Source organism: Microvirga pakistanensis (assembly GCF_004458765.1).
Taxonomy (GTDB): domain Bacteria; phylum Pseudomonadota; class Alphaproteobacteria; order Rhizobiales; family Beijerinckiaceae; genus Microvirga; species Microvirga pakistanensis.
Genome location: NZ_SPJX01000187.1, coordinates 142,768 through 166,626, shown reverse-complemented (window position 1 = coordinate 166,626; position 23,859 = coordinate 142,768). Strand labels below are relative to the sequence as shown.

Annotated in this window: 18 protein-coding genes; 9 read left to right on the top strand and 9 right to left on the bottom strand. The window is 57.9% G+C overall.

Going from position 1 to position 23,859, the window contains the following annotated elements; all coding sequences use genetic code 11:
- Positions 1-97 precede the first annotated feature (97 nt).
- Positions 98-1,405 carry a nucleotide sugar dehydrogenase gene (locus tag E4K09_RS12545; RefSeq protein ID WP_134497450.1) on the bottom strand — a complete coding sequence of 436 codons (1,308 nt, stop codon included), beginning with the start codon at positions 1,403-1,405 and terminating at the stop codon, positions 98-100.
- A gap of 391 nt (positions 1,406-1,796) precedes the next feature.
- Positions 1,797-2,789 (bottom strand): glycosyltransferase domain-containing protein, encoded by a 993-nt coding sequence (locus E4K09_RS12540; protein WP_134497448.1) that lies wholly within the window; start codon positions 2,787-2,789, stop codon positions 1,797-1,799.
- Positions 2,790-3,087: 298 nt separating this feature from the next.
- On the opposite strand from E4K09_RS12540, the gene E4K09_RS12535 reads away from it, so the two are divergent.
- Together E4K09_RS12535 and E4K09_RS12530 are read left to right on the top strand one after the other, a co-directional pair.
- A complete protein-coding gene (locus tag E4K09_RS12535) occupies positions 3,088-3,984 on the top strand; it encodes a glycosyltransferase family 2 protein (RefSeq protein WP_134497446.1) in 897 nt (298 codons plus the stop codon).
- 622 nt (positions 3,985-4,606) lie between these two features.
- On the top strand, positions 4,607-5,578 hold the full coding sequence (locus E4K09_RS12530; protein ID WP_134497444.1) for a M10 family metallopeptidase C-terminal domain-containing protein: 972 nt from the start codon (positions 4,607-4,609) through the stop codon (positions 5,576-5,578).
- 170 nt (positions 5,579-5,748) lie between these two features.
- Here the strand turns inward: E4K09_RS12530 and E4K09_RS12525 are convergent, their stop codons facing one another.
- The 7 genes from E4K09_RS12525 to E4K09_RS12495 all read right to left on the bottom strand — a co-directional run bounded on the left by E4K09_RS12525 (position 5,749) and on the right by E4K09_RS12495 (position 14,614).
- Positions 5,749-7,224, bottom strand: a complete 1,476-nt coding sequence (locus E4K09_RS12525; protein ID WP_134497442.1) for a phosphomannomutase — start codon at positions 7,222-7,224, stop codon at positions 5,749-5,751.
- Between the two features lie 552 nt (positions 7,225-7,776).
- Positions 7,777-9,780, bottom strand: coding sequence for an acyltransferase family protein (locus E4K09_RS12520; protein ID WP_134497440.1), 2,004 nt, complete (start codon positions 9,778-9,780; stop codon positions 7,777-7,779).
- Between the two features lie 167 nt (positions 9,781-9,947).
- Positions 9,948-10,202, bottom strand: a complete 255-nt coding sequence (locus E4K09_RS12515) for a hypothetical protein (protein WP_134497438.1) — start codon at positions 10,200-10,202, stop codon at positions 9,948-9,950.
- Positions 10,203-10,384: 182 nt separating this feature from the next.
- Entirely contained in the window at positions 10,385-11,941 is a 1,557-nt protein-coding gene (locus E4K09_RS12510) for a tripartite tricarboxylate transporter permease (RefSeq protein ID WP_134497436.1), read from the bottom strand.
- A 22-nt stretch (positions 11,942-11,963) separates the two neighbouring features.
- Positions 11,964-12,425, bottom strand: coding sequence for a tripartite tricarboxylate transporter TctB family protein (locus E4K09_RS12505; RefSeq protein WP_134497434.1), 462 nt, complete (start codon positions 12,423-12,425; stop codon positions 11,964-11,966).
- 81 nt (positions 12,426-12,506) lie between these two features.
- Entirely contained in the window at positions 12,507-13,475 is a 969-nt protein-coding gene (locus tag E4K09_RS12500; protein WP_134497432.1) for a tripartite tricarboxylate transporter substrate binding protein, read from the bottom strand.
- An 80-nt stretch (positions 13,476-13,555) separates the two neighbouring features.
- Positions 13,556-14,614: a sialidase family protein gene (locus E4K09_RS12495; protein ID WP_134497430.1), complete on the bottom strand. Its 1,059-nt coding sequence runs from the start codon at positions 14,612-14,614 to the stop codon at positions 13,556-13,558.
- Between the two features lie 517 nt (positions 14,615-15,131).
- On the opposite strand from E4K09_RS12495, the gene E4K09_RS12490 reads away from it, so the two are divergent.
- From E4K09_RS12490 to E4K09_RS12460, 7 genes are all read left to right on the top strand, one after another.
- Positions 15,132-16,016 carry a dihydrodipicolinate synthase family protein gene (locus tag E4K09_RS12490; protein ID WP_166802313.1) on the top strand — a complete coding sequence of 295 codons (885 nt, stop codon included), beginning with the start codon at positions 15,132-15,134 and terminating at the stop codon, positions 16,014-16,016.
- A complete protein-coding gene (locus E4K09_RS12485) occupies positions 16,013-16,702 on the top strand; it encodes a GntR family transcriptional regulator (protein WP_134497426.1) in 690 nt (229 codons plus the stop codon). Before E4K09_RS12490 ends, E4K09_RS12485 begins: the two co-directional genes overlap by 4 nt.
- 288 nt (positions 16,703-16,990) lie before the next feature.
- Positions 16,991-17,404: a helix-turn-helix domain-containing protein gene (locus tag E4K09_RS12480; protein ID WP_134497424.1), complete on the top strand. Its 414-nt coding sequence runs from the start codon at positions 16,991-16,993 to the stop codon at positions 17,402-17,404.
- Positions 17,405-17,623: 219 nt separating this feature from the next.
- Complete coding sequence (locus tag E4K09_RS12475) at positions 17,624-19,075, top strand: capsular polysaccharide export protein, LipB/KpsS family (RefSeq protein WP_166802285.1); 1,452 nt, start codon at positions 17,624-17,626, stop codon at positions 19,073-19,075.
- Positions 19,069-20,253, top strand: a complete 1,185-nt coding sequence (locus E4K09_RS12470) for a polysaccharide biosynthesis/export family protein (protein WP_134497420.1) — start codon at positions 19,069-19,071, stop codon at positions 20,251-20,253. The genes E4K09_RS12475 and E4K09_RS12470 overlap by 7 nt, the downstream gene beginning before the upstream one ends.
- Before the next feature lie 373 nt (positions 20,254-20,626).
- Positions 20,627-22,672, top strand: coding sequence for a capsular polysaccharide biosynthesis protein (locus tag E4K09_RS12465; protein ID WP_134497418.1), 2,046 nt, complete (start codon positions 20,627-20,629; stop codon positions 22,670-22,672).
- On the top strand, positions 22,659-23,855 hold the full coding sequence (locus E4K09_RS12460; RefSeq protein ID WP_134497416.1) for a KpsE/RkpR family capsule polysaccharide export protein: 1,197 nt from the start codon (positions 22,659-22,661) through the stop codon (positions 23,853-23,855). Before E4K09_RS12465 ends, E4K09_RS12460 begins: the two co-directional genes overlap by 14 nt.
- Positions 23,856-23,859 lie beyond the last annotated feature (4 nt).

The window sequence follows — 23,859 nt, the reverse complement described above, 5'->3', positions numbered from 1 at the left end:
TAAAGTGAACGAGAGCAAAACGAAGCGGCTTGAATTGGGCAATACGCTCTGACCCATCGGAAGCCGACCGAGTCCTACTTGCGATCTGCATATTCATTCAGGCCTTAACTACGTTGCTGCGCGCCCCGAGGTACCGTCCGCGAGTATCAACAATCAGCTTCGCATGCGTTTCGATGGACTCGTAATCGAAGATGTCGTGGTCTGTTGCCAGCAAAACAACGTCGAAGCTGGCCAGCGTTTTTGGCGTCAGCTCAACGCTTTTGAGATCGAAGGAATAGCGCCGCATCTTCGGAAAGCTCGGCACGTGTGGGTCGCTGTACGCAATGCGTGCGCCCTTAGCCTGCAGCAGGCTCATCAGCTCTACGGAAGGCGACTCCCGCATGTCGTCAACATTCTTCTTGTAGGCGATGCCAAGGACGAGGATGCGGCTTCCGCGGATTGGTTTCTCGCGGTCATTCAAAGCCTCGGTAATCTTCTCGACCACCCATTCGGGCATCGTGCTGTTGATCTCGCCGGCAAGCTCGATGAAGCGCGTGTGAAGCCCATATTCCCGCGCCTTCCATGTTAGATAGAACGGATCGATCGGAATGCAGTGCCCTCCCAAGCCCGGCCCAGGATAATACGGCACGAAGCCAAAGGGTTTGGTTGCAGCCGCGCGGATGACCTCATGGATGTCAATCCCCATCCGGTCGGCGATAATCTTCATCTCATTGACGAGACCGATATTGACCGCACGATGGATGTTCTCGAGGAGCTTCGTCAGTTCGGCGGCCCTAGTCGAACTTACAGGAACAACCGTGTCGATGACATGGCCATAGAGAGCGAGGCCAACCTGCAGACACGACGGGGTCGTGCCGCCACACACCTTCGGGATGCTATGGGTGGTGAATTTGGCGTTACCCGGATCCTCACGCTCAGGCGAGAACACGAGGAACACATCCTCACCGACCGTCAAGCCAGTCCCCTCAATGCGCGGCTTCAACTCTTCTTCAGTGGTGCCCGGATAAGTCGTGCTTTCGAGCGAGATGATCTGGCCGCTCCGGAGATAGGGCACAAGCGCATCAACCGTATTCAACACATAGCTAAGGTCCGGCTCGCGATACTTGTTCAGGGGCGTGGGGACACACAGGATCAGAGCGTCCACATCACGTGCCCGTGAGAGATCAGTCGTTGGCTCAAAGCCACTTCTGACGGCTCTGGCAACTCCCTCAGCCCCAATGTGCTCAATGTAAGTCTGCCCATTAGTTAAGATATCGACTTTTTTCTGATCGATATCGAAGCCAATGACCTTATAGCCAACCTCTGAATAGCGAAGAGACAGAGGCAAACCGACATAGCCGAGCCCGACAATTCCGATAACAGCCGTCTTGTCGTTCAACTTCTTCAGCAGCAGATCTTTGTTCATCGGAAAGCTCGAATCTAACCTCATTGGATTGATTCCCTTCCAAAAGGACGCGAAGCGAGACAACACTTGCTAGGAAAGCGTCAATGTTCTGCACCCGCCTAATCAGAAAGGGAAGGCATCCAGCCGACGTCCGGCAGGAACGTTCGAATGCCGCTATACCTTCTCATGGCCCAGGCAGCAACCCCGCTGGAAGCAGGCACAAACCGCGTAAGCCTGCGAAAAAATGCTATCCAGTCTGCTCTCTTGAAGCCAATGGCGACAGCATGGCCTTTTGTTGTTATAACATGATGGTTAGAGCGTGCGCTGAGGCTTCGCAGTTCCAAGTTCAAACCGGCGTCAAGAATCCCGTGCTGTTGCGAACGTATTTCAGTCTTAACAACGTTTCGCACACTCACTGATCTATTGGGTGTGAGACAGAACCAAGCCGCTCGACAACCTTGGGAACTATCAATGCCCGTGCGTAGCTGTGGCGGTAATATCGAAAATCCTCGTGATTTCTGACGGAGCTACCGCGGGGTAGGAGCGAAATTATGTTTAGCTCCGGCATTTGGTGAGTGACCCAACTTAGACCGAGTTGATCACGGCGGCTGAATTGCTCAATTTGCTGCCACCAAAGTTGGAGGGCCGCGATAGATTTTGCATCCTGGAGTTGCACGACCATGAAGCCTGTTTCGTATAAGGGCTGCTTATAAGGCAGGCCATTGGCTCGATAGTTGTTCGCTTGCGCATCGATTATTCCGGCCCTGTCCTTACCGAACCGCTTGCAAGCCTCAACCTCCTCATAAAAGCAGTTTCGATCAGGATGAGCGATCAGGCCCATCTGCGCTCCGACTCCTCTAACCATCTCAATGTATTTCTGGATGTCGCCTTTCAGAAGGATATTGGCGTCTATCCAGACGGCGACTTCGTGGGTCGGAAACAACTGATGAGGATGCATCTTTACATAGCGTGCAATCCGCGTGCGATCGGAATGAGAATAAGGCGCTGAACGCAGCTGCCAGACTCCATAATCATTGCGAGGCCGGTCTGTATAACAGATATAATCAACATCTGGATCGATGATATCAGGAAGCAGTAATGGATCAGCATCACCAAAAGCTGCTGTATATAAGACCATCTTCCGCCTGCCTTTTCTGCAAGAAAGTCGGTAAGCAGCGACCTGATCCTCAATATCTTCCCTCACCTGCCATCGATTACCTGCTACGATTTGAACGACTGTTCTTGGCATGCATATGATAGTTGTATCCTTAGCCGTACTAAGCACACGCCGGCTGGCATCGGCCAAGCGTGAGAACCAACTGGAGAAGCACTGCATAGGCTTCTGTACTCTGGCTGAAAGCAAGACACTCATCTTATCGTCCGCCTGTCCATCGACCTTTCCCATCTGAAATTGCCAAGATTGGTCCCTTCAAAGTCTCAGCGAGAGCACGCGATTCCCGCCAACTGAGGCCAAACAACGACATCTAAGATGCTATAGTAGAACATTGAGAATCCCCCAACCCCTGATGAATGGCTGATGGCATCCTCTGCCACAGATCGCATGGGTACGACCTTACAAATTTAGGTTGCATGAGCTGAACGGCGCATTGCTGTAGTATTTCATAAATGTATCCTGACAAGAGCCCCCTGCCCATGATTCGTGACCCATCTAGGAGGCTTTGTTTGAACTTGGAGCAATCCAAATGCGGGTTCTAGCTATCGCGGTTACCTTCAATCCAGACCCTGCTCTGCTGCTTGACGTGCTCCAGGCAGTCGCCCCTCAAGTTCACGCAGTTCTTGTGGTCGATAACGGATCGTCCAATGCAGACAGCATCCATCAGATCGCTTCGAAGTTAGGGGCCGCCTTCATTGCGAACCACCAGAACGCTGGGATTGCAGCGGCCCAGAACCAGGGCATTGCTTTGGCCCAGCGAGACCAATTTTCCCATGTGCTCTTGCTCGATCAAGATACCATTCTATCACCTGGGGTGATCGACAATTTGTCGCATCAGTTGCAAAGCTTGGAGAGAGAGCACGGTGCCATTGCGGCCATCGGCCCGGCTTACTTCGAGATCCACAGCAAGCGCCACACCCAGGCTTATCGCTCGGCCGGGCTTCAGCTTGCGCGAGTCCCCTTAGAAGCAAAGATGCAAGCTATCCCGAGTGACTTCATCATAGCGTCAGGGTCACTAATACCGATCGCAGCCTTTGAGGCAGTTGGGAAATTCAATGAAAGGCTTTTCATCGACCTTGTCGATGTAGATTGGTGCCTGAGGGCCCGAGCCATTGGACTTCCAGTCTTTGTTCTTCCAACAGCTGCAGTTGATCACCAGCTTGGAAGTGGAACAGTTAATGTTGGGCGTCGTCAGGTTGCTGTCCATGCACCAGTGCGGGATTACTATTGGGTGCGGAATGCCCTTTGGCTAGCACGACAACATTATACACCGCTGGCCTGGAGACTGTATCTCATCCGCAGGAGCTTAACCTTTCTCGCGATATATACAATCTTTGCGGATCACCGCGGTTTGCGACTCAAACTAATGGGACTAGGGGTCGTCCATAGCATCAGCGGCCGTCTCGGACCACTGAATCAGGAGTAACATCCTAGGCACCGTAAAGGCGTGATCCTTCTGCTCCTGACGCCGCCGGGACCGAAACATAACAGGCGCCTCTGTAGCATCGAGTGACTGGTAAGCAGCTGAGGCGATTGTTCGCCGTTGCCGTTTGATAACGAGAATTCCTCACTTGGGGATAAAGGCACCCTGCGGGATAATGTGCCTGTCGAGTGGCTGTTGGAGCCAGAGATCTGATGAGCACCCCGCCAGAGATCCCTGAACGATTGGACCAAGCGGCTGACGAGGTGCCGGAGGAGCTGTCTGCCCTTCTCCTTGAGGCAGCTGATACAATCCGCATGTTGCGTGAACTGGTGGCGCCCAAGGATGAGACGTGGCTTGATTGGACGGGGCAAAGGGGAAAGCCTGAGGAGGCTTGTGTCCATTTCCGGTGAGCATTGTCGAGGTGACAAGACTATGACCAACCTCCGGGGAGTGAAACTAAACAGCGGCACTCAATAATTTCAGGGACGCTTTTAGAAAGATCAAAGCCCTTTGGAGACACGTCCTATGATGCAGGCTCTCGACGAGTGGATTTTTTTCTTAACATCGTTGAACAAACTTGGCGCTTCAGAGTTGAAGTCATTGCAGCGATACGAGGGATGCTCCGATGCCTACCACCATCGCCATTGAAGCCAAGAATCTTTTGGGAGGCATCAGGCACCTCTACCTGGTGAAGACCGTTATGACATCCGACGGTGAGATCCTTGAGGAGGAGGTCATCCGAGGCGGCCCGGGATCTGACCTGGAACTCGAGATTCAAGCGGGTATCCCGTTGGCTTTATCCGAGGACGCCCGGGGATCTGATACGCTGGAGGAGCGCCGACATACAATCCTGAACCTCAGTGGCCGTGATCCCGAAGACGTGTGGAGCTTGATGGTTCAACACGCCACCAATATTGGCATTCAGGAGGTGGACTACGGCGAACTGAACAGCAACACGGTGGTTGCCTCAGCCCTCCATACTGTCGGGATTAGCCCCAACCGGAATTTACCACTTGGAATCGAGCGCTCAGAAGTGCCCGGCTACACGCATGTGAGTGGGATGGAGGTCCATGATACTCTTCTCGGCGACAGCCATGGTGATGTCGTCTATAGCGGCGCTGGAGCTGATCTTGTGAGAGGGCTTAGCGGCAACGACAATCTTAATGGGGAAAGCGGCAGCGACCTTCTCTATGGCGGAACCGGCGATGACGCACTGCAAGGCGGAGACGGTGTTGATTCCCTGCGGGGAGATCGCGGGCGGGATCTTCTAACCGGGGGTGACGGCGAAGACGTATTCTCCTACACAGCCCTTTCACATAGTGGAGTAGCGTATGCCATTCGCGACATCGTTTTCGATTTCGAGCGTGGCGTAGACACCATTGATCTTGTTGATATCGACGCGAACACCAATCAGCCAGGCAATCAGAGCTTTGCCTGGGTCGCGGAGTTCACGGGAACTGCCGGCGAACTCGAATGGGATCCGAGCACCAAGGGTATTCGTCTCAGCGGTGATGTGGACGGTGATGCTGTAGCGGACTTCTCGATCGAGGTGAGAATCAACGCAGACCGTGTTTATGGATCAGACCTCTGGCTTTAACCTAGGGTACCTGGGCAATAGGCTCACAAATTCTTGTAGAATGCCATTAAAGGTAGGTGCCCTCTTCGTCGTCGCGAGGACTCTGGCCGTCAAAGTAGCCCGCTACGACCTCCGAGCGAGGACAGCGGCTTCGCCTAGAGTCTCGCATTGCCCACTAATCACTAAGACAATCAGCTTCCGATCTGGTGCGCCGCGACAGAGAGCCCCCAATTGAGAAGGCTTTCCGCGCGCGATGAGCTACTTGCCTCAACGTAAACACGCAGCTCGGGGGCGTTGCCTGACGCACGGAAGTGAACGACTTCCCCATTGTTTGCGGTGATGCGCAGCCCGTCACGCGCGTCAAGGCCCGCGACACCGCCGAGGGGGGCGAACAGATCTCTGCGGAACGCGATGTCCTGCTGGAGCCTGGAAAGAAGGAAGCCCGCCCGTTCACTGGCGACATTCTTCAAGCGGTTGCTCATCGCAACCTTGAAAGAGAGGTCAGCTGCGATGTCGGCAAGAGGCTGCGCCCGGACGGCCATCTCACTCAGAACGCACAGGATGGGCAGCATGGCATCGCGGGTGGGAAGCGCCGTGAGACAGCGCCCGTCCCGCTCCACGTCCGAACCGAGCAAGACACCGCCATTGGCCTCGAAGCCGACGACGACCTGTGCGCCGGATCGCTTCGCTTCAGACATTCCTTCAATCACATATGGCGATCCAACCTTGGTGCGAATAACACGCCTGAATAACCCAGATTCCTCCAGAGCCGAATTCGAGGTAACGGGTGTCACAAGTGCGTCGGCGCCGAGATAGCGCGCTGTGATGGCTCCGACGAGATCACCGCGCAGGAACGCACCCGTTCCATCTGCGATCAGGGGACGATCCGCATCGCCGTCTGTCGAGACAATGGCATCGAGGGCCTGCTCGCCGGCCCATTGCTGCATTAAAAGCTCATCCTCTTCCCGCAGGGCCTCGGTATCGACGGGAATGAAGCTTGTTGCGCGCCCAAGCGGAACTGTTCGGGCACCGAGTGCTTCAAGGACCTCGACAAGGAGATCACGAGCCACAGAGGAATGCTGATAGACACCGATGGTGAGGCCGGAGAGCGACCAAGCGCCAAAGTACTCCAGATAGCGCGCTTTGTATGCAGCAATCGGGTCCTTGCCTGGCGTCACACCTTGGAACCCCTGACCGGAATCAGGCATGCCTCGCACATTTAGTCTGGCATGAAGAGCGAGAATACGAGTTTCATCCTGCTTATCGATCTCACCCTCGGTTCGATAGAATTTCAAGCCGTTACGATCCTCCGGGATATGGCTGCCTGTTACCATGACTGCAGGAACACCGCACCTCATCGCCTGGTAGGCCAATGCGGGTGTCGGCAGAGGACCGCAATCTTCCGGAGCAAGCTCCGCATCGTCCAATGCTGCGCAACACAGCCGCGCGATGCTGGGGCTGCTCCCACGCAGGTCTCGTCCGACCAGCACCGTCCTATTCATGCCGGCCGCGGCGCCGTCCTCCTTGAGCATCTCCGCGAACGCGCGCGTGTAGGCATAGGCCGGAACTCCATTGAGCTCCGTGACAAGCCCTCGCAGGCCGCTCGTGCCGAATTTCAGTGAACTTGCACCCGTTGCGTCAGCTTGGTGTGTATCTGCGTTTATCATCAGCAGATTAATAGGGTACTGAGGCTAATTGCGTCCAGGGACAGGCCCGGTTCCTTCCGGGGTACTCTGAGGAGGTCTGGTCATCCTCACCTGCGTGAGATGGACCAGCGGAATCCGTCAAACGCGGGCCATTTCCATCACAGCCGAGATTTCGTTGTATAGCCTCGTGCGCAACGAAGGCACACCCATGATGGTGCAGCAGGCAAGGGTGCAAGAGGGGCAAGCCAACTTCCCGCAGCCGCTCTCTAGGCTACAAGAGTGCGAGTTAGCGGATGACATCGATCATGTCCGAAGGGCCGAAGAGGAGCAGTTCCGCAAGAAGACCCTTAGGGCCAAATGCCGCCCTAGTGCTCGGGCTAGCCTTCTCGGCGACGCGATGTCGGATCATCAGGCTGTTGTGCAGAAGGTACAGTCAGGCGGCCGCATTGAGGTGCTGATCAACTTCTTCGGGGGCAAGATTAGAGTTGGATGAAGTTGATCTCATAGAGGGGGCAGAGTGACGGTAGATGGGCAGCTGCCCAGGCCTGTGCTCCGGACGCTTTGCCAAGGTACTTAGATCCCCTCTGCACCCGCTGCAGCTATTATCCTCTTAGAGAGATCCTTAGAACGCCCTAATAGGGACGATCCTTTGGGAGAAAGGTGTCCGCCGTCGCGGAAGATCATCGTCCCGTTCTGAGAACTTAGGCAAAGACCTCCTTCGCAAATCAAGTCACTTAGCAGGACAAGCCCCGCACCGGTACGAGCGGATATATCGGCTAGCTTCTTATAAAGGCCGGCTCGGCCATGCCCTTCAAGCGGAAAGTGGCAATTATCTGGCGTACGACCGAGAATGCTCTGGATGACCAGACACCGGCCTACATTGAATTCTGCTGCTGGAGTAGGCGAGACGATAACCACCGACTTACGAAGATTCTTAATACGTTTTATCGTTTCGATAAAATGGGTTTCACTCAGGTCACCTGACTTAATCACGTCGCCAGTCGCCAAAGTCAGTTGGCTCATCCCACCTATGAGGCCGAACGGCGATGACAGAATGACGTAACGGATGTGCGGCTGCCCCTTGAGCCATTCAAGCACCTGTTCATTATGCTTGATGCAATCCATGCCCCATTTTGTATTATATCTTGGCCCATTGTAGGCGACTCCAAGAATCGGCGCACAGGCTGACTTCGTCATCTGCGCGAAAGGCAGTGTGGTAGGGCTGTCGCGCAGTGCTTGTGCAAGGTGCATGGCATAACTGTCACCCCAAAGTACCGCTATGGGGTTCGGCCCTGATGCACATTTTTCCACGGTAGTGAACTGCCTACAGGCACCGCTGAGACCCAAATTGGGGCTAGTTTCCTTGCTCAGCGCGACGAAACTTTCTCCACCTAAGGTAATTCGCGTGCGCGACAATTCGGAGTGCGCGATGAAGACGCCAAGTGCTGCACTCGTAACCAGTCCCGCCCCCGAAAGGCTGAATATCGCGTGACGCGATATTGCGTTCGAGCGCCGAAAAGGTTGTTCAACGAAGCGCCAACTGAGATATGCCAGTATCATTGTGATACCGGACAGTGCGAACATTACATAAGGCGCAGGCTCAGAGATGCTGAGATGTCTCGCAAATGCAAAGAGGGGCTGATGCCAGAGGTATGCGGAATAGCTTACGAGGCCAATACCGACTAACGGCTTCATACTAAGCAAGCGATGAGCAGCAGTGCCTGGCCCTGTAAACGTGAGTACCAGCACGGCCCCCACCGTTGGCAAAAGCGCGTAAACGCCCGGGAAAGGAGTTGCCTCATCGTAAAGGAAGATTGCCGTCGCAATCATCGCTAAGCCTATGAGGCTCAACACACCATTTTGACGAACTCCGCCGTTTTGCATCACGAGGACGGCGGCGAGTGTACCGAGAGCCAACTCCCAGATACGGGTATGAGGCAGGAAGAACGCTGCTTCAGGAGCAACTTGTGAACCATGCTCAGCGAGTATGATGCTGGCGACCGCTAGGATACTCAGCAGCGGGACGATGGCACCCTTGGCACGTGTCCAGAGGAACCAGAGCAGAATAGGCGATATTATATAATATTGCTCTTCGACTGCGAGGCTCCACGTGTGGAGGAGCGGTTTAAGTTCAGACTCTGTTTCAAAGTACCCAGTGTTCAACCAAAAATGAATGTTGGAAACGAATGCGGATACACTCAGGACACTCTGGCCGAACTCGACTAGCTGGCTGTAAGGCAGCAGGAGCCAGGCTGCCGGAACACATGCTGCCACAACTACGAAAAGCGCCGGTAGGATACGCCTTGCCCGACGTTCGTAGAAAGTCCGGATGCTGAAGCGACTGGCTTCGAGGTCAGCCAGCACGATAGATGTAATAAGAAAGCCGCTGATGACGAAGAATACATCGACGCCGACGAACCCTCCGCTGAACCATGAAAAACCGGCATGAAATAGAATTACGGGAACCACAGCAATGGCGCGAAGCCCGTCGATCTCGGGGCGATAGTTAATTTTCATGGCAGGCCGGTACAGAGATCGATAAGATTTCGAGAACGACGTATGTTCGCGGATTAGCATCAGAGCGATCTAGTGTCGAGGCGCTTGGGATTGCTTAGATTCTGTCGCACCAGCTCAATGAATTGCACTCTCTAAGAGAGCGTACTTTACGTCAATTTCGGGGGGATGAACTTCCGAAGGGCCTCGAAACGGAAGCAGCTCCCAGCTGGGTATCGTTACGGAGCAAGCTACGCATCGCGCAATGCGGCGCAACACAACCGCGCGATGCTGGGGCTGCTCCCGCTCAGGTCTTGTCCAACCAGCACCGTCCCATCCGGTCCGGTCGCGGCGCCATCTTCCTTGAGCATCTCCGCGAACGCACGCGTGTAGGCATGAGCCGGAACTCCATTGAGTTCCGTGACGAGCCCTCGCAGGCCGCTGGTGGCGAATTTGAGCGAATTTCCACCCGGTGCTTCGGCTTGGTGCGTATCTGCCTTTGTCATCAGGAGATTAATAGGATCCTGAGGCCGATCGCGTCCAGGGAGGAGGCTGGATCCTTGGGGGGTAATCCGAGGAGGCTCCGCCGGCGACATCCCGGCCTCCATCTTGAGCCAGCCTTGACGACACGTCGAAGCGCTCCGCCGCATGGGGACCATCCTGTCGTTTCCGTCGCGAGCGTCTCAGGTTAAGCGGAACGGCTGTCGCTGCTCGGCTCGGGCGCACCCTGCCCGGCGCTTGCCGCCTTCGCCCGGCGCCACGCGGAGAATTTCGGTCCGACGATGGGCAGGAACAGCGTCACGGCAGCGATAATCAGGAAGGTCAGGCAGATCGGACGCGTCAGGAAGATCGAGAAGTCTCCGTCGGACATCGTGAGCGCGCGGCGCAGATTGGTTTCCGCCATCGGCCCGAGAATGATGCCGATCACGATCGGCGACATTGAGAACCCGAGCTTGATCATGATATAGCCGAGGAAGCCCGCAATGCTCATGACGAAGACATCGGTCATCGTGTGGTTGACCGAGTAGGACCCGATTGCACACAGGACGAGAATGATCGGCACGAGAACCTTGCGCGGCACCACCATGATGCGGGTGAAGGCGCGGATGCCCGCAAAGCCGAGGATTCCCATCAGCACGTTGGCAACGAAAAGACCGATGAAGATCGTGTTGACCTCGACGGGATGCTCCGTGAACAGAAGGGGTCCGAGCGACAGCCCCTGCACCATGAAGGCACCCATCATGATAGCCGTGGCGCCGTCTCCCGGAATGCCGAGCGTCATCAGGGGCACCATGGCGCCGCCGGCGACGGCATTGGCGCCGGCTTCCGGCGCGGAGACGCCCTCGATGGAGCCGTGGCCGAACTCCTCCGGATGCTTCGACCAGCGCTTCGCCTCGGTGTACGAAACATAGGATGCGATATCGCCGCCCGTTCCCGGAATGGCGCCGATGATCGTGCCGATCACCGAGGAGCGCAGATAGGTCGGCAGCACGCGCCTGAGATCGATCCAGGTCGGGAGAAGGCGCGTGATCTTCACGGATACGCTCCGGGAGACGCCGTGCAGGTTCTCGCCCCAGTTCTCCTCGATGCTGAACAGCGCCTGCGAGAAGGCGAACAGGCCCACAAGCACCGGCACAAACGAAATGCCGCCCATCAAGTAGAGCGAGTCGAAGGTGAAACGCATGCCGGCCGTCATCGGATCGAGGCCCACGGTCGCAATCCCGAGACCGATACAGCCGCCGATGAGTCCCTTGATCAGCGAATGGGACGATACCGACGTGATGATGGAGATGCCGAACACCGCCAAGGCAAAATATTCGGGCGCTGACAGTCCCGTCGCCACCTTGGCAAGCTGCGGCGCCACGATGATGAGGGCGACTGTGCTGAATAGACCGCCGAACATCGAGCTCGCCGTCGAAAGACCAAGCGCACGCCCCGCCTGCCCCTTGAGCGCCATCGGATAGCCGTCGAGACAGGTCGCAGCCGAGGCCGGTGTCCCAGGCGTGTTGATCAGGATGGCGGTGATCGAGCCGCCATAGATGGCGCCGCAATAGACGCCGAGAAGCATCAGGACGCCAGCCATCCCTTCGAACGTGAAGGTCAACGGCATCAGAAGCGCGATGCCCATATTGACCGTCAGTCCCGGCAGAGCTCCGATGATGATTCCAGCCAGTGTGCCGACGGTGATCAGGAACAGCGTCTGATAACTGAAAACGATGCCTGCGGCTTCCAATACTTCGGTCATGATCGATGCCTTTCCGCCGCGTTCATTCGAAGAAGATGGAGGGAGGAAGCGTGGTGTTGAACACCTGAACGAAGAAGAACCAGACGACGGCGACCACGGCCAGCGCCGTGACCGCGATCATCAGGGGTTTGCGTTCCCCCATGAGCAGCATGAGAAGCGGGATGAATACGAGCGTGGCGACGCTGAACCCGAAATAGGTCATGAGGACAGCATATGCGAAGGCGAGCAGTGCCCCGATATAGGCCACCCGCACTCCGGGAGAGTGAAGATCCACGCTGGCTTCGCCTCCGGACGAAGAAGCAATCAGGCTCTGGATGGCTTGGAGTCCGCCGAGAAAGATGAAGAGCCAAGCAATCGCTTGGGGCCAGAATGCCTCACCCGGAATGCCCATCTCATCGAACGGAGTCAGATTGCGCGAGAACCAGAAGATCGCGCATCCCATGAGGATGGACAGGGCTGCAACGACGAAGTTGTACTTTCTCATCGGCTCATCCAGGAGAAACCGGCGGCACGCGCGAGATGGCTGCCGCCGGTTATAAGATATGTGATATCGCGCCTTGGCGACTTACTTCGCGGCTGCGATCAGCTCTTTATAGAGGTCATGATCGTCCTTCAGCATCTTCGCAACGTCGTCGCCGACGAGAGTGCTCGGCATGATGCCCTGCTTCTTCATCGCGTCCTGATAGGCCGGATTGGCCGCGACCGCCTTGAAAGCCGCGACGAGCTGGTCCTTCACGTTGGCCGGCAGATCCGCCGGGCCGGCAAGGGCCGCCCAGGCACGCATCCTGACATCGACCTCCTTGCCGAGCGCCTCCTTGAAGGTGGGAACATCGGGGAGCAGCGCGAAGCGCTTCTCGTCCATGACGCCCAGAGCGCGCAGCGCACCGGCATCGATCTGCGACTTCGCGGCACCGGGTGTCGTGATCACGGCATCGACATGGCCGCCCGCGAGCGCGGCGATCGCAGGACCGACGCCTTCGCTGAACGGGATGTGCTTCAGCTTGATGCCGAGCTGCTTTTCCATGTTGAGCGCGGCGAGGTGATAGATCGCGCCGGTTCCCGAATTCGCAACCTGGATCGTGCCGGGTTTTTCCTTCGCGGCGGCGACGAGATCGGCCAGCGTCTTGTAGGGGCTGTCGGCCTTCACGACGATAGCGCAGGGATCAGCGATCGGAGCATAAAGGGGCGTGAAGTTCTGATACGTGACCGGCGACTTCCCCTGATGCGGGAACATCGCGAGTTCGACGGTGGTCATCACCAGCGTCGTGCCGTCGGGCTTGGCGCGGGCCCCTTCGATCAGGCCGGTCACGCCGTTACCGGCAGGCTTGTTCTCGGGCACGAAGATAACGCCGGAGGGCAGATAGGACTTGGCGTACTCGATCGTGAGGCGCGTCGAGGTGTCGGTACCGCCGCCCGGGTTCTTCGGAATAATGACAGTAATGTTCTTGTTCGGATAAGTAATCTGTTGCGCCGTTGCACCGAAGCTGTTGAACGCCAACAGCCCGCCAATCACAACTCCCAGAACTTTCTTCATTCGTGGCTCCTCTCGCTGCGTTCTACCCTAAAGATTTTATTGAACGGTGACCGTATTGGCCAATGCTCCGCCCGATACGGTCATTCGTCACCGAGGTCAATGCATCCATAGACGATCGTCGTTCGATTGAACGTGTATGTGACGTGCAGTCTGTTTTCATGCGCGATGACGGCAGGATAAGAAAACTCACCCTCTTCCGTCTCGAGATCGAGCACAGGTTCGAAAGACTCGCCGTTGTCATATGACAGGGCCAGAGACAGGGGATAGCGCCGCCCCCAGTTTCCATTGATCGGGTTGAAGGCGAGCGCCAAGGTGCCATCGGCACAGGCCGTCAGATCGATACCACTGTTGTTGTTGGGAATATCCGTCGCCCGCGCAGGCGTCCAATGTCGGCCGAAATCACTGGAATCGGAGCGATAGATGCGCCCGCGCGTCGAACGCATCAACATATGCACGTGCCCCGGCGCACTCTCCCAGAGTGTTGGCTGAATCACACCATCCCATTGGAAAACGGTTGCCGGATCGGTTTCCCAAAGCGCCTCCGCAGCAAGCCCCTTCCATACGTCACCCGCGACGCTCTGCGGGCGCGCATCATGGTCGAGCGGCACATCGACGCGCATCCAGGTCGCACCTTGATCTCCGGAAATATCCACGAACGCATCCCAGGTCGTCTCCGTCTCGACCGACGCGGGTGCGAGCCATTCCCCGTTCGACATCACGATCGGCTTGTTCTTGACCGGACCTCGCGGCGCATGGTCGCCAGGAACGAGCGGACGAGGCGGATCCCAATGATGCCCGCCATCGCGCGACACACTCCATCGCGTCGTCCAGTTGTGCACGGTGGAGCCGACCTTATAGAAGAGCCAGACGGTCTCTCCGTCAGCCATCAGCACCGGGTTCCAATGGGCAAGCCCCTCTTCGGCCATCAAACGGCGAGGCATTTGCCACTGCGAGCCGTCACCACGCGCCAGCCAGATCGCCACATCTCCCGCACCCTCCCGCTGGCCACCGAAGAACGCAACGAGGCGCTCGCCATTCGGCAGAAGCACGAGAGTCGAGGCATGGCAGTTGCCAAAGAGGTTATGATCCAGCGGCATCACAAAGTGCTTTTGCCAGGACCGCACACGCTTTCTTCTCATCTCTCCGCCTGCTCTTCCAGACTCCAACATCGGCTGGTTCTTGTTATCGCTTACCCGGGATCTCACGCGATCAGAACCCTAATTTCGCCGACACGCCGATCACAAGGACATCTCTGTTCCAATGCGTCGGAATATCGTCCGACTCAATGATGGATGCAGCATCGCTTGCGAGAGCTCGTAAGCATCTACAACCAATTAACATGTTAGTATGTCGCTGTCCGTCAACACACGATGCAGGATCAAGCAGGCATTTCATACTAAAGAACGACGCCCCGGCATGCATGAAAGCAATGAGATAACGCATTGATCTTCCTTACGAAATAAATGGAAGTCTCAGAGATCCTGCCTTCGGAAGGGTTCCTTGCCTCGGGGTGATCCGAAGGAAGCGCACACCAGATACTGAGACACGCGGAATGATGGCGCACCGGCAATTGCATTCTGACATGTCAGTGCTATCTATCAGACCTGCTACCGTGACCCGAGAGTGGGTCGACAGAGGACCGATGTTATGAATGCGATTTCCGACCGGTTTGGTCTTTCCGCCGCAATGACGACGCCCTTTCGACCGACCGGAGCCATCGATCACGCTCTCTGCGCCAGTCACGCTCAGTGGTGCCTCGCCAATGGGTGCACGAGCATCACCGTCTTCGGAACAACGGGCGAAGGCGCCTCGATCGGCACGTCGGGACGCGAGCAGATCCTCGGCGCCCTTGCGGGCGCGGGCGTGACAGGGCGCGACATGGTGGTTTGCGTCACCGCCTCCTCGGTGCACGAACTGCTCGTGCAGGCGCGCATGGCTGCCGATTTCAGCGCACGAAACATTCTCCTGCCGCCTCCCTTCTACTTCAAGGGTGTGAGCGACGACGGCCTCTATGCTTGGTTCAGCCAAGTTCTGGAAAAACTGGGCTCAGCTGCTCGCGGCGTCATTCTGTACAACATCCCTTCGGTGACGCAGGTCGCTCTCTCCGTCGAGCTGATCGGCCGCCTCAAACAGGCTTTCCCCGGTGTGGTCACGGGCGTGAAGGACTCTTCGGGCGATTGGGCCTACACGCAAAAGCTCCTGTCCGCCCACAAGGATCTTGCCATCCTGATCGGCGACGAGCGCTATCTTGCGGAGGGTGTGCGTCTTGGAGGCCAGGGAGCGATCTCGGGTCTCGCCAATGTTTGCCCGCAGGCCCTGCTGCCTCTGGTACGGGATGGGCAAGACGACAGCCGCATCAACGACTTGGTCGATGAGGTTCTGCGATATCCTGTTACACCGGCCGTGAAGGCCCTCATGGCCCATCGCACCGGCAATCGCGCCTGGCTCAACGTTCGCGCGCCCCTGATGACAATGGCCGAAGGGGATGCGGCCCGCCTGAGCTTGGCGTATGACCGCCTCTTCGAGGCTCAGGCAGCATGACGGAGACGGCGGTGGACAAGATAGGCTCATCCCGCGCCAAGACCAACCTTCGGGAGAAGGCCTACGAGAGTTTTACCGAACGCCTGCTGGCCCGAGACATCCGTCCGGGTCAGTTTGTTTCGCAGCGTGAGCTTGTTGCACTGACCGGCCTTACGCTCGGGGCGATTCGCGAACTCATTCCTCGCCTTGAAGCGGAAGGCCTGATCAAAACCGTCCCGCAGCGCGGCATGCAGGTTGCGCATGTCGATCTCAATCTGATCCGGGAAGCTTTCCAGCTTCGCCTGTTCCTCGAGCGGGAGGCGACCGCGATCTTCGCAGCCGAAGTCAGCAGCGGGGTCGTGGCGCAACTCCGCGAAGAGCACGAGAGCGTTCTGGCAGCGGCCCGTGCGGGCCCGATCACCGCCGAGCTCGTGGCCCGGGCCCAGGCCGTCGACTGGAACCTGCACTGGACCGTTATTTCGTCACTGAAGAACAGCATCATCGCCGATGTCTACCGGGTCAATTCGATCAAGATTCGTCTGATCCGCCAGGATCAGACGCTCCTGTCAGAAGCGATCGTCGTACCCGTCATGCAAGAACACCTGTCTATCATCTCCGCCATCGAGACACGCGAACCGACGCTGGCCGTCGCCGCCATGAGTGCTCACATCACAAGTGCGGCGGGCCGGGCCTTGGGTCTGAAGTGATCACGCGGATTCGCGCTAAGCCCGCGCTAGCTCCTTCACAGCCAAGAAGACGCTACGCGATACAACATATCATTTAACTTCTGGTCTGCCATCTTCTGTGCACAGCATCCTGCCGAGCAGGCTCCTGTACCCTTGACACCGCCTGCGAGTTTTTCTGTAAGACGTTTCCCGTCGCTGAGTTAATCCTGACGGTGACGATTTCAGCGGATCACCCCACCAGACACATCCAAGCAAACGGTCCCGAATGGGCATCGGTGCTTACTGCGCAAGGCCACTTTAGGTAACAGAATGACCGAAGGGAGTGTGAAGACATCAGCCGTCATCGAGAGAGCCGATGAACGCCGGATCGAACTGCGTTTCCTGATGAGCTTGATGCGACTTCTCACATCCGCCAAGAACGCCCCGATGGCCTCGGGTGCAGACAGTATCCTGATCATCGGCGCAGTGGCCATGGGGCAGATCGAAGGCAAACCGTTCCGGGCCTCGAAACTGGCTGAGTATGTCGGCATGCCACGCCCTACCCTGCTACGGCGCCTGTCCAACCTCATCGAAGAAGGATGGATAGAGTCGACAGAGAATGGTCAGTATCTTCTCGGCTCCGAGCACCTCAACTCGCCTCTGATCCTCAGCCTAACTGACCAGATCAAAAACCTTATCTTGGAGGCGGCATCCGACCTTCAGAAGGCACACCAGAAAAGTTAGGCAAAGTGTCCAAAATGGACACTTCGGGGTAACTCCCTCTTCCCAAGAAGCGTGACGTTGCGTAAGGGTTGCAACGGCAAAGCATGCCTCTGGAGGCTTGCTCTCTGCTCGGGAAGAACCCACCGCATACATAACTATAACAACATTACTCTCTCGTCACATTCTACAACTATGCAATAGCGGCGCACGAAGATGGGGCTAGGGAATGAGAGCCAGGCTGTGGCTCAAGACTACATCCTTGTTCATGAGGGTACCGCCGCGCCACGCGAGCCGCTGATGGCGCGCAACGATTTTTCAGGTGGTTCAGTCGCTTTCCTGCCATCTGCAGCCACTCGCATGGATCAAGTCACGCGTCAGCGGAAGATCCGCCCCATTCTCTTCCGCCCCCGTCGCAAGCTTCCTCCGAAGAAGCAGCCGCGTGTCCTGCTGCTGCAAGGCCCCGTGGGTCCATTCTTCAAGCGCCTGCAGCGATTCCTTGAACGTCAGGGTTACGACGCTTGGCGAGTTTCCTTCAATGCTGGTGACCGCCTCTACATGGGCAAGGGAAAACGCATTCATTTCAATGGAAGCAAGGCAGACTGGGCGGCGTGGTTGACGTCGCTTCTTGCAACGTCTGAAATCGACCATCTCATCTTGTTCGGCGCAGAAAGGCCAATTCATACGGTGGCCCGGACCGCGGCAGAAGCACATGGAATCAACGTCATTTCGCTCGAAGAGGGCTATATCCGGCCCGGCTTCATCACAGTCGAGAATGGCGGAAACAACTGGCTTTCGCCGGTCGCGGGACAACTGCCCCCGCCTGATTTCAACGACGACGACGAAGCGTCGCGGCAAAAGCTCACCTTTAAGAGCTTTCGAATCATGTGCGTTTACGGAGCAGCTTATTACTCCATCCGCACGCTTCTGACCGGCCTGTCACAGCGGGAGCTGTTCCATCGTCCCGTCCAGCCTATGCGGGAAATGTTCGCCTGGTCGCGCAATCTGTTCCGTCGTGCCGCCCACTCGCTGGCCAACTTCGCGACAGTCGAAAAGCTCCTTGAGCACTATGACAGGCGCTACTTCATCGTACCGCTCCAGGTAACCTCTGACACGCAGATGGGCCGCGCAGCCCTGGGCTGGAGCAATGTCAGACTCATCAAGGAGGCGCTTGCTTCCTTTGCCCGGACAGCGCCTGTCACGCACCGGCTCGTCTTCAAGATCCATCCGCTCGAACGCGGTCACAGCCGCGATCACGAACTCATCCGTACGACGGCGAACAACCTTGGAATTGCAGACCGGGTGGACGTAATCGACGCAGGCTCCCTGGGCCTTCTAACCCGCCACGCCGCCGGCATGATCACGATCAACTCGACATCGGGTCTCTCGGCCATCTACCACGGCATTCCGCTTCTGGTTGTCGGTCACGCACTCTATGGCAACGACGCCCTTGCCACCTGTGCACGTGGCAAACCGGACTTCGATGCATTTTGGAGATGCAAGCACGTGGCCGACGCCACTTTGCGACAACGTTATCTCGCCTGGATCCGACGCATGTGCCTCAAGCCCGGCGATTTTTACGCACGCGATGGGATCAAAACTGCTTGCGCCGGCGTGCTGGAGGTAATACGCGCACACCAGACGGAAAAATCCGAGGCCCTGGCCGACCTTGAGGCAATAAGAATAGCATGTTGAAGTTTGAGTTTCGGCCCGGCGTCCTGACACGATACTGTCGTGGGTTAGTCGTTGCGCTGCTGCCCGTTCTGAGCGGCTGTGGCGGCATGCCGAGCGCAGGGCCCGCGGCCATCGAGGTCTCCTTCAACGAGTCAGATTCCGTGCCGTCCCCCGACCGGTACGTGCTTGTGAACCTGGACGCGACCGCGCTCGACAAGATCAACAGCTTCCTGCCACTCTCTCTTCCCAATGAGTTCAAGGCGAGATTCGGCGGTACCCGCGCGACGACAATCGGCATCGGCGATGCGCTCGTCGTCAATGTCTGGGAAGCCTCTCCCGACGGTCTGTTCTCGACAGCGGAAAAGAAGCAAACGTCACTGCAGGTCGTCGTCGACGAAGCCGGCGAAATCTTCATTCCCTACGTCGGGCGCATCCGCGCCGCTGGCAAAAGCGCCGAGTCCCTGCGCCGCTCCATCGAGGAAGGCCTCACCGGCAAGGCGGCTGAGCCGCAGGTGCAGGTGCTGATCGCGGACAACAAGAGCAACAGTGTCGTCGTAGTCGGCGATGTCGCCAAGCCTGGCCAATACCCGCTGCTCGTTCGGGGCATGCGCTTGATGGAGGCGGTCGCTCAGGCCGGGGGTACGCGCGAAGCGACCTTCGAAACCGTCGCAACGGTCACCCGTGGCAAGCGCACCGGAACCGTCCGTCTGGACGAGGTTGTCACGTCACCTCAGAACAACATCTGGCTCGCGCCCGGCGATAATGTCCTGCTGCTTCACAAGCCCCGAACCTACACAGCGTTCGGCGCCGTGAAATCCAATGGCCTCGTGCCGTTCAAGACGGAGAGCCTGACGGTTGCCGAGGCCCTTGCGCAGGTCGGCGGTCTGCGGGATGCGACGGCGGACGCCGGAGGTGTGTTCCTGTTCCGCTTCGAGAATGAGGAGCTTGCCCGCTGGCTGGTGCAGTCCGGCCATGGGATCGGAACGTACTCGGGCCATACGCTCAGTATGGTGCCCGTGGTCTACAGGCTGGACTTCAAGGATCCGCAGGCGTTCTTCCTCGCCCGCTCGTTCAAGATGCGCGACAAGGATATTCTTTATGTCGCGACTCATCCGACGGCGGAGTTCAGCAAGTTCCTCTCGACGATCGTGTCTCCGCTGGTGGGCACCACACGGAATGTCTCCGGTCTGTCGGACTGATTCCTTTCTGTCCGAGACCTTCGTCGGCGGTCGATGGAGCGGCTTCTCAATCAACGTCGCCTCTCCTTGACCTCTGCCGGGAAGTGCCTTGGCAGGGGTCCAACCAACGTTCTGGTATCTGGCTGCGACTAAGAGACCAGTATGTTTTTTCCTGCTCTAAGATAAAAGCGCCACAAGGAATCGGCATGTGCCGGATCGGGGCAAGTGCGAAAGGCAAATCTTGTCTTCTCCTCACTCGTACCGCCGCGACCCTCTTGAGGAGAATTGGTCGTGATGAATCCTGCAGCGTGATTTGGAGCAGCGCCTTCTCCGAGAGAATGTGCAGACCTTTGATCAGCTTCCACTTGTCGCCGAATGGGCACCGAACCGTAACATGATTGCTCTGACGTCCCGCGGTATCGCCAAAGTGCCTCATCTCACCAGTTTCCTTGGAGACGAGGTCGCGCTCATGCGGAACGGGTCGGCTGGCTTTACCGCCGTCGCCGGATGGGGCGCGAAGCGATCGGGCCTGCGTGCACGGGCTGCGGCGTCGACCGCAGGGGTGCCCTGCCTGCTGCTCGAGGATGGCTTTTTGCGTTCGGTCGGGCGCGGGGACGCGCCGCTATCGCTGGTGGTTGATGATGTGGGTATCTATTACAAGGCAGGATCACCCTCCCGCCTTGAAGCACTGATTGCCGCTCCCCTCGGCGAGGAGCAGGCGGTGCGCGCTCGCACTCTTGCGGCAGCATGGCGACAAGGTCGCGTCTCCAAGTACAATTATGCGCGCGACTACGACCGCAAATTACCCCAGCGTTTCGTTCTCGTTGTAGACCAAACCTACGGCGACAGTTCCGTCCAGCAGGGATCGGCCGATGACAGCAGCTTTGAGCGAATGTTAAAGGCCGCGCTCAACGAGAACCCTGATTGCACCGTTGTCGTCAAAACTCATCCAGACGTTTTCACCCGGAAGAAGCGCGGGTATTTCGACTTCATTGAGGTCTCACGAAACCAACGCATTTCCGTCGTTGCTGAGGACTGCCACCCCGCGCGTCTGCTCGAAGAGGCTGAGGTCGTCTATACCGTTACCTCGCAAATGGGATTCGAAGCGATCCTCTGGGGCAAACCTGTTCGGTGCTTCGGCATGCCGTTTTATGCCGGCTGGGGGCTGACGAATGATGAGCTGGATGCGCCTTCGCGCCGGCGACCTGTGTCCCTCGAGGCGCTCGTCCACGCTGCGCTCGTGGCCTATCCCCGCTATGTTGATCCGGAAACGGGCCATCGCTGCGAGGTCGAGCGGATCATCGAGCATATCGCCTTACAACGGCGCATGCAGGCGCGGTTCCCACGCAAAATCCATGCAATCGGTTTCTCACGATGGAAGAAGCCCATCCTCCAACGGTTCATGGCTGGTTCCGAGATCCGCTTCGAGCGTCGGGCCGGGCAGATTCCGGGTGGAGCGACGGTTGCCGTCTGGGGAAGCAGCACGCCAGCCGGGTTGCCATTGGACGCCAAGCTCATTCGGGTCGAGGACGGATTCCTGCGTTCCGTCGGTCTCGGTGCCGATCTCATCCAACCGCTTTCATGGGTCTGCGACGACGAAGGGCTCTATTATGATTCGTCCCGCCCTTCGCGGCTCGAGCGCGTTCTGACCGAATCCGATTTCAGCCAGCAGCTTCTCGCCCGGGCGAGAAGCCTGCGTGACAGCGTCGTCGCGGCAAAGGTCACGAAATACAATGTCAGCGCTGTTTCGTGGACGAGGCCGGAGATCGACAAGCCCGTCATTTTGGTTCCGGGCCAAGTTGAATCCGACGCCTCGATCCGATTTGGTGCGCCGGCGACAAAGACCAATCTTGACTTGCTCCGCGCGGTGCGTGCTGCTCACCCGGACGCCTACCTGGTGTATAAGCCGCATCCGGATGTCATCGCTGGCCTGAGGGCGAAGGGAAAGGACGAGGACGAGGCAGCCAGTCTGTGCGATGAGATCGTCACCCGGGCCGACATGGCGCAGATGCTGGACCAGGTGGACGAGGTCCACACCCTCACGTCTCTCACCGGCTTCGAAGCCCTGCTCCGCGGGGTGCCGGTCACATGCTACGGGCAGCCCTTCTACGCTGGGTGGGGCCTCACGAATGATATGGTTCCAGTCGAACGGCGCCTTCGCCGCCTCTCCCTTGATGAGCTTATTGCAGGCTGTCTGATCCTGTACCCGTCCTATGTGAGCCGGGTGACCGGGCAGTTCACGACGCCCGAGCGTGCGGTGAACGAACTCGTCACATGGCGCGTAGCCGGCAACAAGCCTCTCCCGCTATGGCGGCGGACACTGCGCCCTGCCCTGCGCTTCTTCGTGCAACTGCGCCGTTCCTCCCACAGCTCGCCGCAGCCAAGGAAGTCTGTCATGACTACAATCGATTCCATGGAGGCAAGCCGTGGCGGACGATAAACCTCGCAGGATCATCCCCCTGCCCGGCAAGGGAGGAGAGGCTCTGTCGCTGGCCCCGAGCGCTGGCCTGCGGCCGCAGACTCTACGGCGTCGCATTCTCGCAATCTCCTTTGTGGTCTGCGTCCTCGTGCCGACATTCCTTGGCGCGCTCTACTTCACGTTCATTGCTTCGGATCGCTACGTGGCCGGCGCCGGGTTTGCTGTTCGCGGAATGGATGGGGGCGGAGGGACCGACCTTCTCGGCGCTTTCACCGGCCTTGCCAACGCTGGTTCCACAACCTCCGACTCGTATATCCTGCTCAAGTTCTTGAAGAGTCGAGACATGGTCGAACGCCTCGAGAAGGACTTTTCGATTCGGGAGGCTTTCGGCGGCTCGCATGTTGATTTCCTCTCCAGACTCGATCCTACGCTCGAAATCGAGCATGTGGTGGAGTACTGGATGGATCGAATTCACACGAGCTTCGACAGCACCTCCGGGATCGTCACCTTCGAGGTGAATGCGTTCAGCCCCGAAGACGCAGAACGCATTGCTGGTCTGGTGCTGTCCTATTCCAAGACGCTGGTCAACGAATTGTCGAGACAGGCCCGCCAGGATGCCGTGTCGTATGCCGAAGGAGAGGTAGAACGCGCAGAGGCGCGGCTCCGCAATGCGCTGGAGCAGTTGCGCCAGTTCCGAGCGAGTGAACAAGCCCTTGATCCGGCGCGCACGGCGCAAATGCAGCTTGAGATCGTCGGCGGGCTCGAAAAGCAACTCGCCGAGACGCAGGCCCGGATCTCGGCGCTGCGGGGCACCGTCGACGCGAACTCGCCCGCCCTACGTAGCCTCCGGCGTCAGGCCGAAGCGCTGGAAAAGCAGATCGCCGAGAAGCAGACCCATATGAGCGAGGGGAACAACGGCAAGGATGCGAGCCTCACGGGCCTTCTTGCCACCTACGAGACGCTTGAGGTTGAGCGGAACTTCGCCCAGCAGGCCTACACGTCCTCTCTCGCCTCTCTGGAGAAGGCCCGCGTCGAAGCCGACCGGCAGCAACGCTACCTTGCCGTCTACACGACGCCGACGCTTCCGCAATACCCGCTCTATCCGACGCGCCTGCTCAATGTCTTCCTGATCCTGATCGGTTCGATCATCGTGTGGGGTATCGGTGCATTGATCGGCTATTCCGTGCGCGACCACATGTCGTAAGGCG

What these genes read in the sequence shown, in the direction of transcription:
- E4K09_RS12480 (WP_134497424.1), top strand. Translation starts at nt 16,991, where the DNA reads ATGACCGAAGGGAGTGTGAAGACATCAGCCGTCATCGAGAGAGCCGAT.
- E4K09_RS12535 (WP_134497446.1), top strand. Translation starts at nt 3,088, where the DNA reads ATGCGGGTTCTAGCTATCGCGGTTACCTTCAATCCAGACCCTGCTCTG.
- E4K09_RS12505 (WP_134497434.1), bottom strand. Translation starts at nt 12,425, where the DNA reads ATGAGAAAGTACAACTTCGTCGTTGCAGCCCTGTCCATCCTCATGGGA.
- E4K09_RS12525 (WP_134497442.1), bottom strand. Translation starts at nt 7,224, where the DNA reads ATGATAAACGCAGATACACACCAAGCTGACGCAACGGGTGCAAGTTCA.
- E4K09_RS12520 (WP_134497440.1), bottom strand. Translation starts at nt 9,780, where the DNA reads ATGCTAATCCGCGAACATACGTCGTTCTCGAAATCTTATCGATCTCTG.
- E4K09_RS12530 (WP_134497444.1), top strand. Translation starts at nt 4,607, where the DNA reads ATGCCTACCACCATCGCCATTGAAGCCAAGAATCTTTTGGGAGGCATC.
- E4K09_RS12540 (WP_134497448.1), bottom strand. Translation starts at nt 2,789, where the DNA reads ATGGGAAAGGTCGATGGACAGGCGGACGATAAGATGAGTGTCTTGCTT.
- E4K09_RS12500 (WP_134497432.1), bottom strand. Translation starts at nt 13,475, where the DNA reads ATGAAGAAAGTTCTGGGAGTTGTGATTGGCGGGCTGTTGGCGTTCAAC.
- E4K09_RS12495 (WP_134497430.1), bottom strand. Translation starts at nt 14,614, where the DNA reads ATGAGAAGAAAGCGTGTGCGGTCCTGGCAAAAGCACTTTGTGATGCCG.
- E4K09_RS12465 (WP_134497418.1), top strand. Translation starts at nt 20,627, where the DNA reads ATGATTGCTCTGACGTCCCGCGGTATCGCCAAAGTGCCTCATCTCACC.
- E4K09_RS12510 (WP_134497436.1), bottom strand. Translation starts at nt 11,941, where the DNA reads ATGACCGAAGTATTGGAAGCCGCAGGCATCGTTTTCAGTTATCAGACG.
- E4K09_RS12485 (WP_134497426.1), top strand. Translation starts at nt 16,013, where the DNA reads ATGACGGAGACGGCGGTGGACAAGATAGGCTCATCCCGCGCCAAGACC.
- E4K09_RS12545 (WP_134497450.1), bottom strand. Translation starts at nt 1,405, where the DNA reads ATGAACAAAGATCTGCTGCTGAAGAAGTTGAACGACAAGACGGCTGTT.
- E4K09_RS12470 (WP_134497420.1), top strand. Translation starts at nt 19,069, where the DNA reads ATGTTGAAGTTTGAGTTTCGGCCCGGCGTCCTGACACGATACTGTCGT.
- E4K09_RS12515 (WP_134497438.1), bottom strand. Translation starts at nt 10,202, where the DNA reads ATGACAAAGGCAGATACGCACCAAGCCGAAGCACCGGGTGGAAATTCG.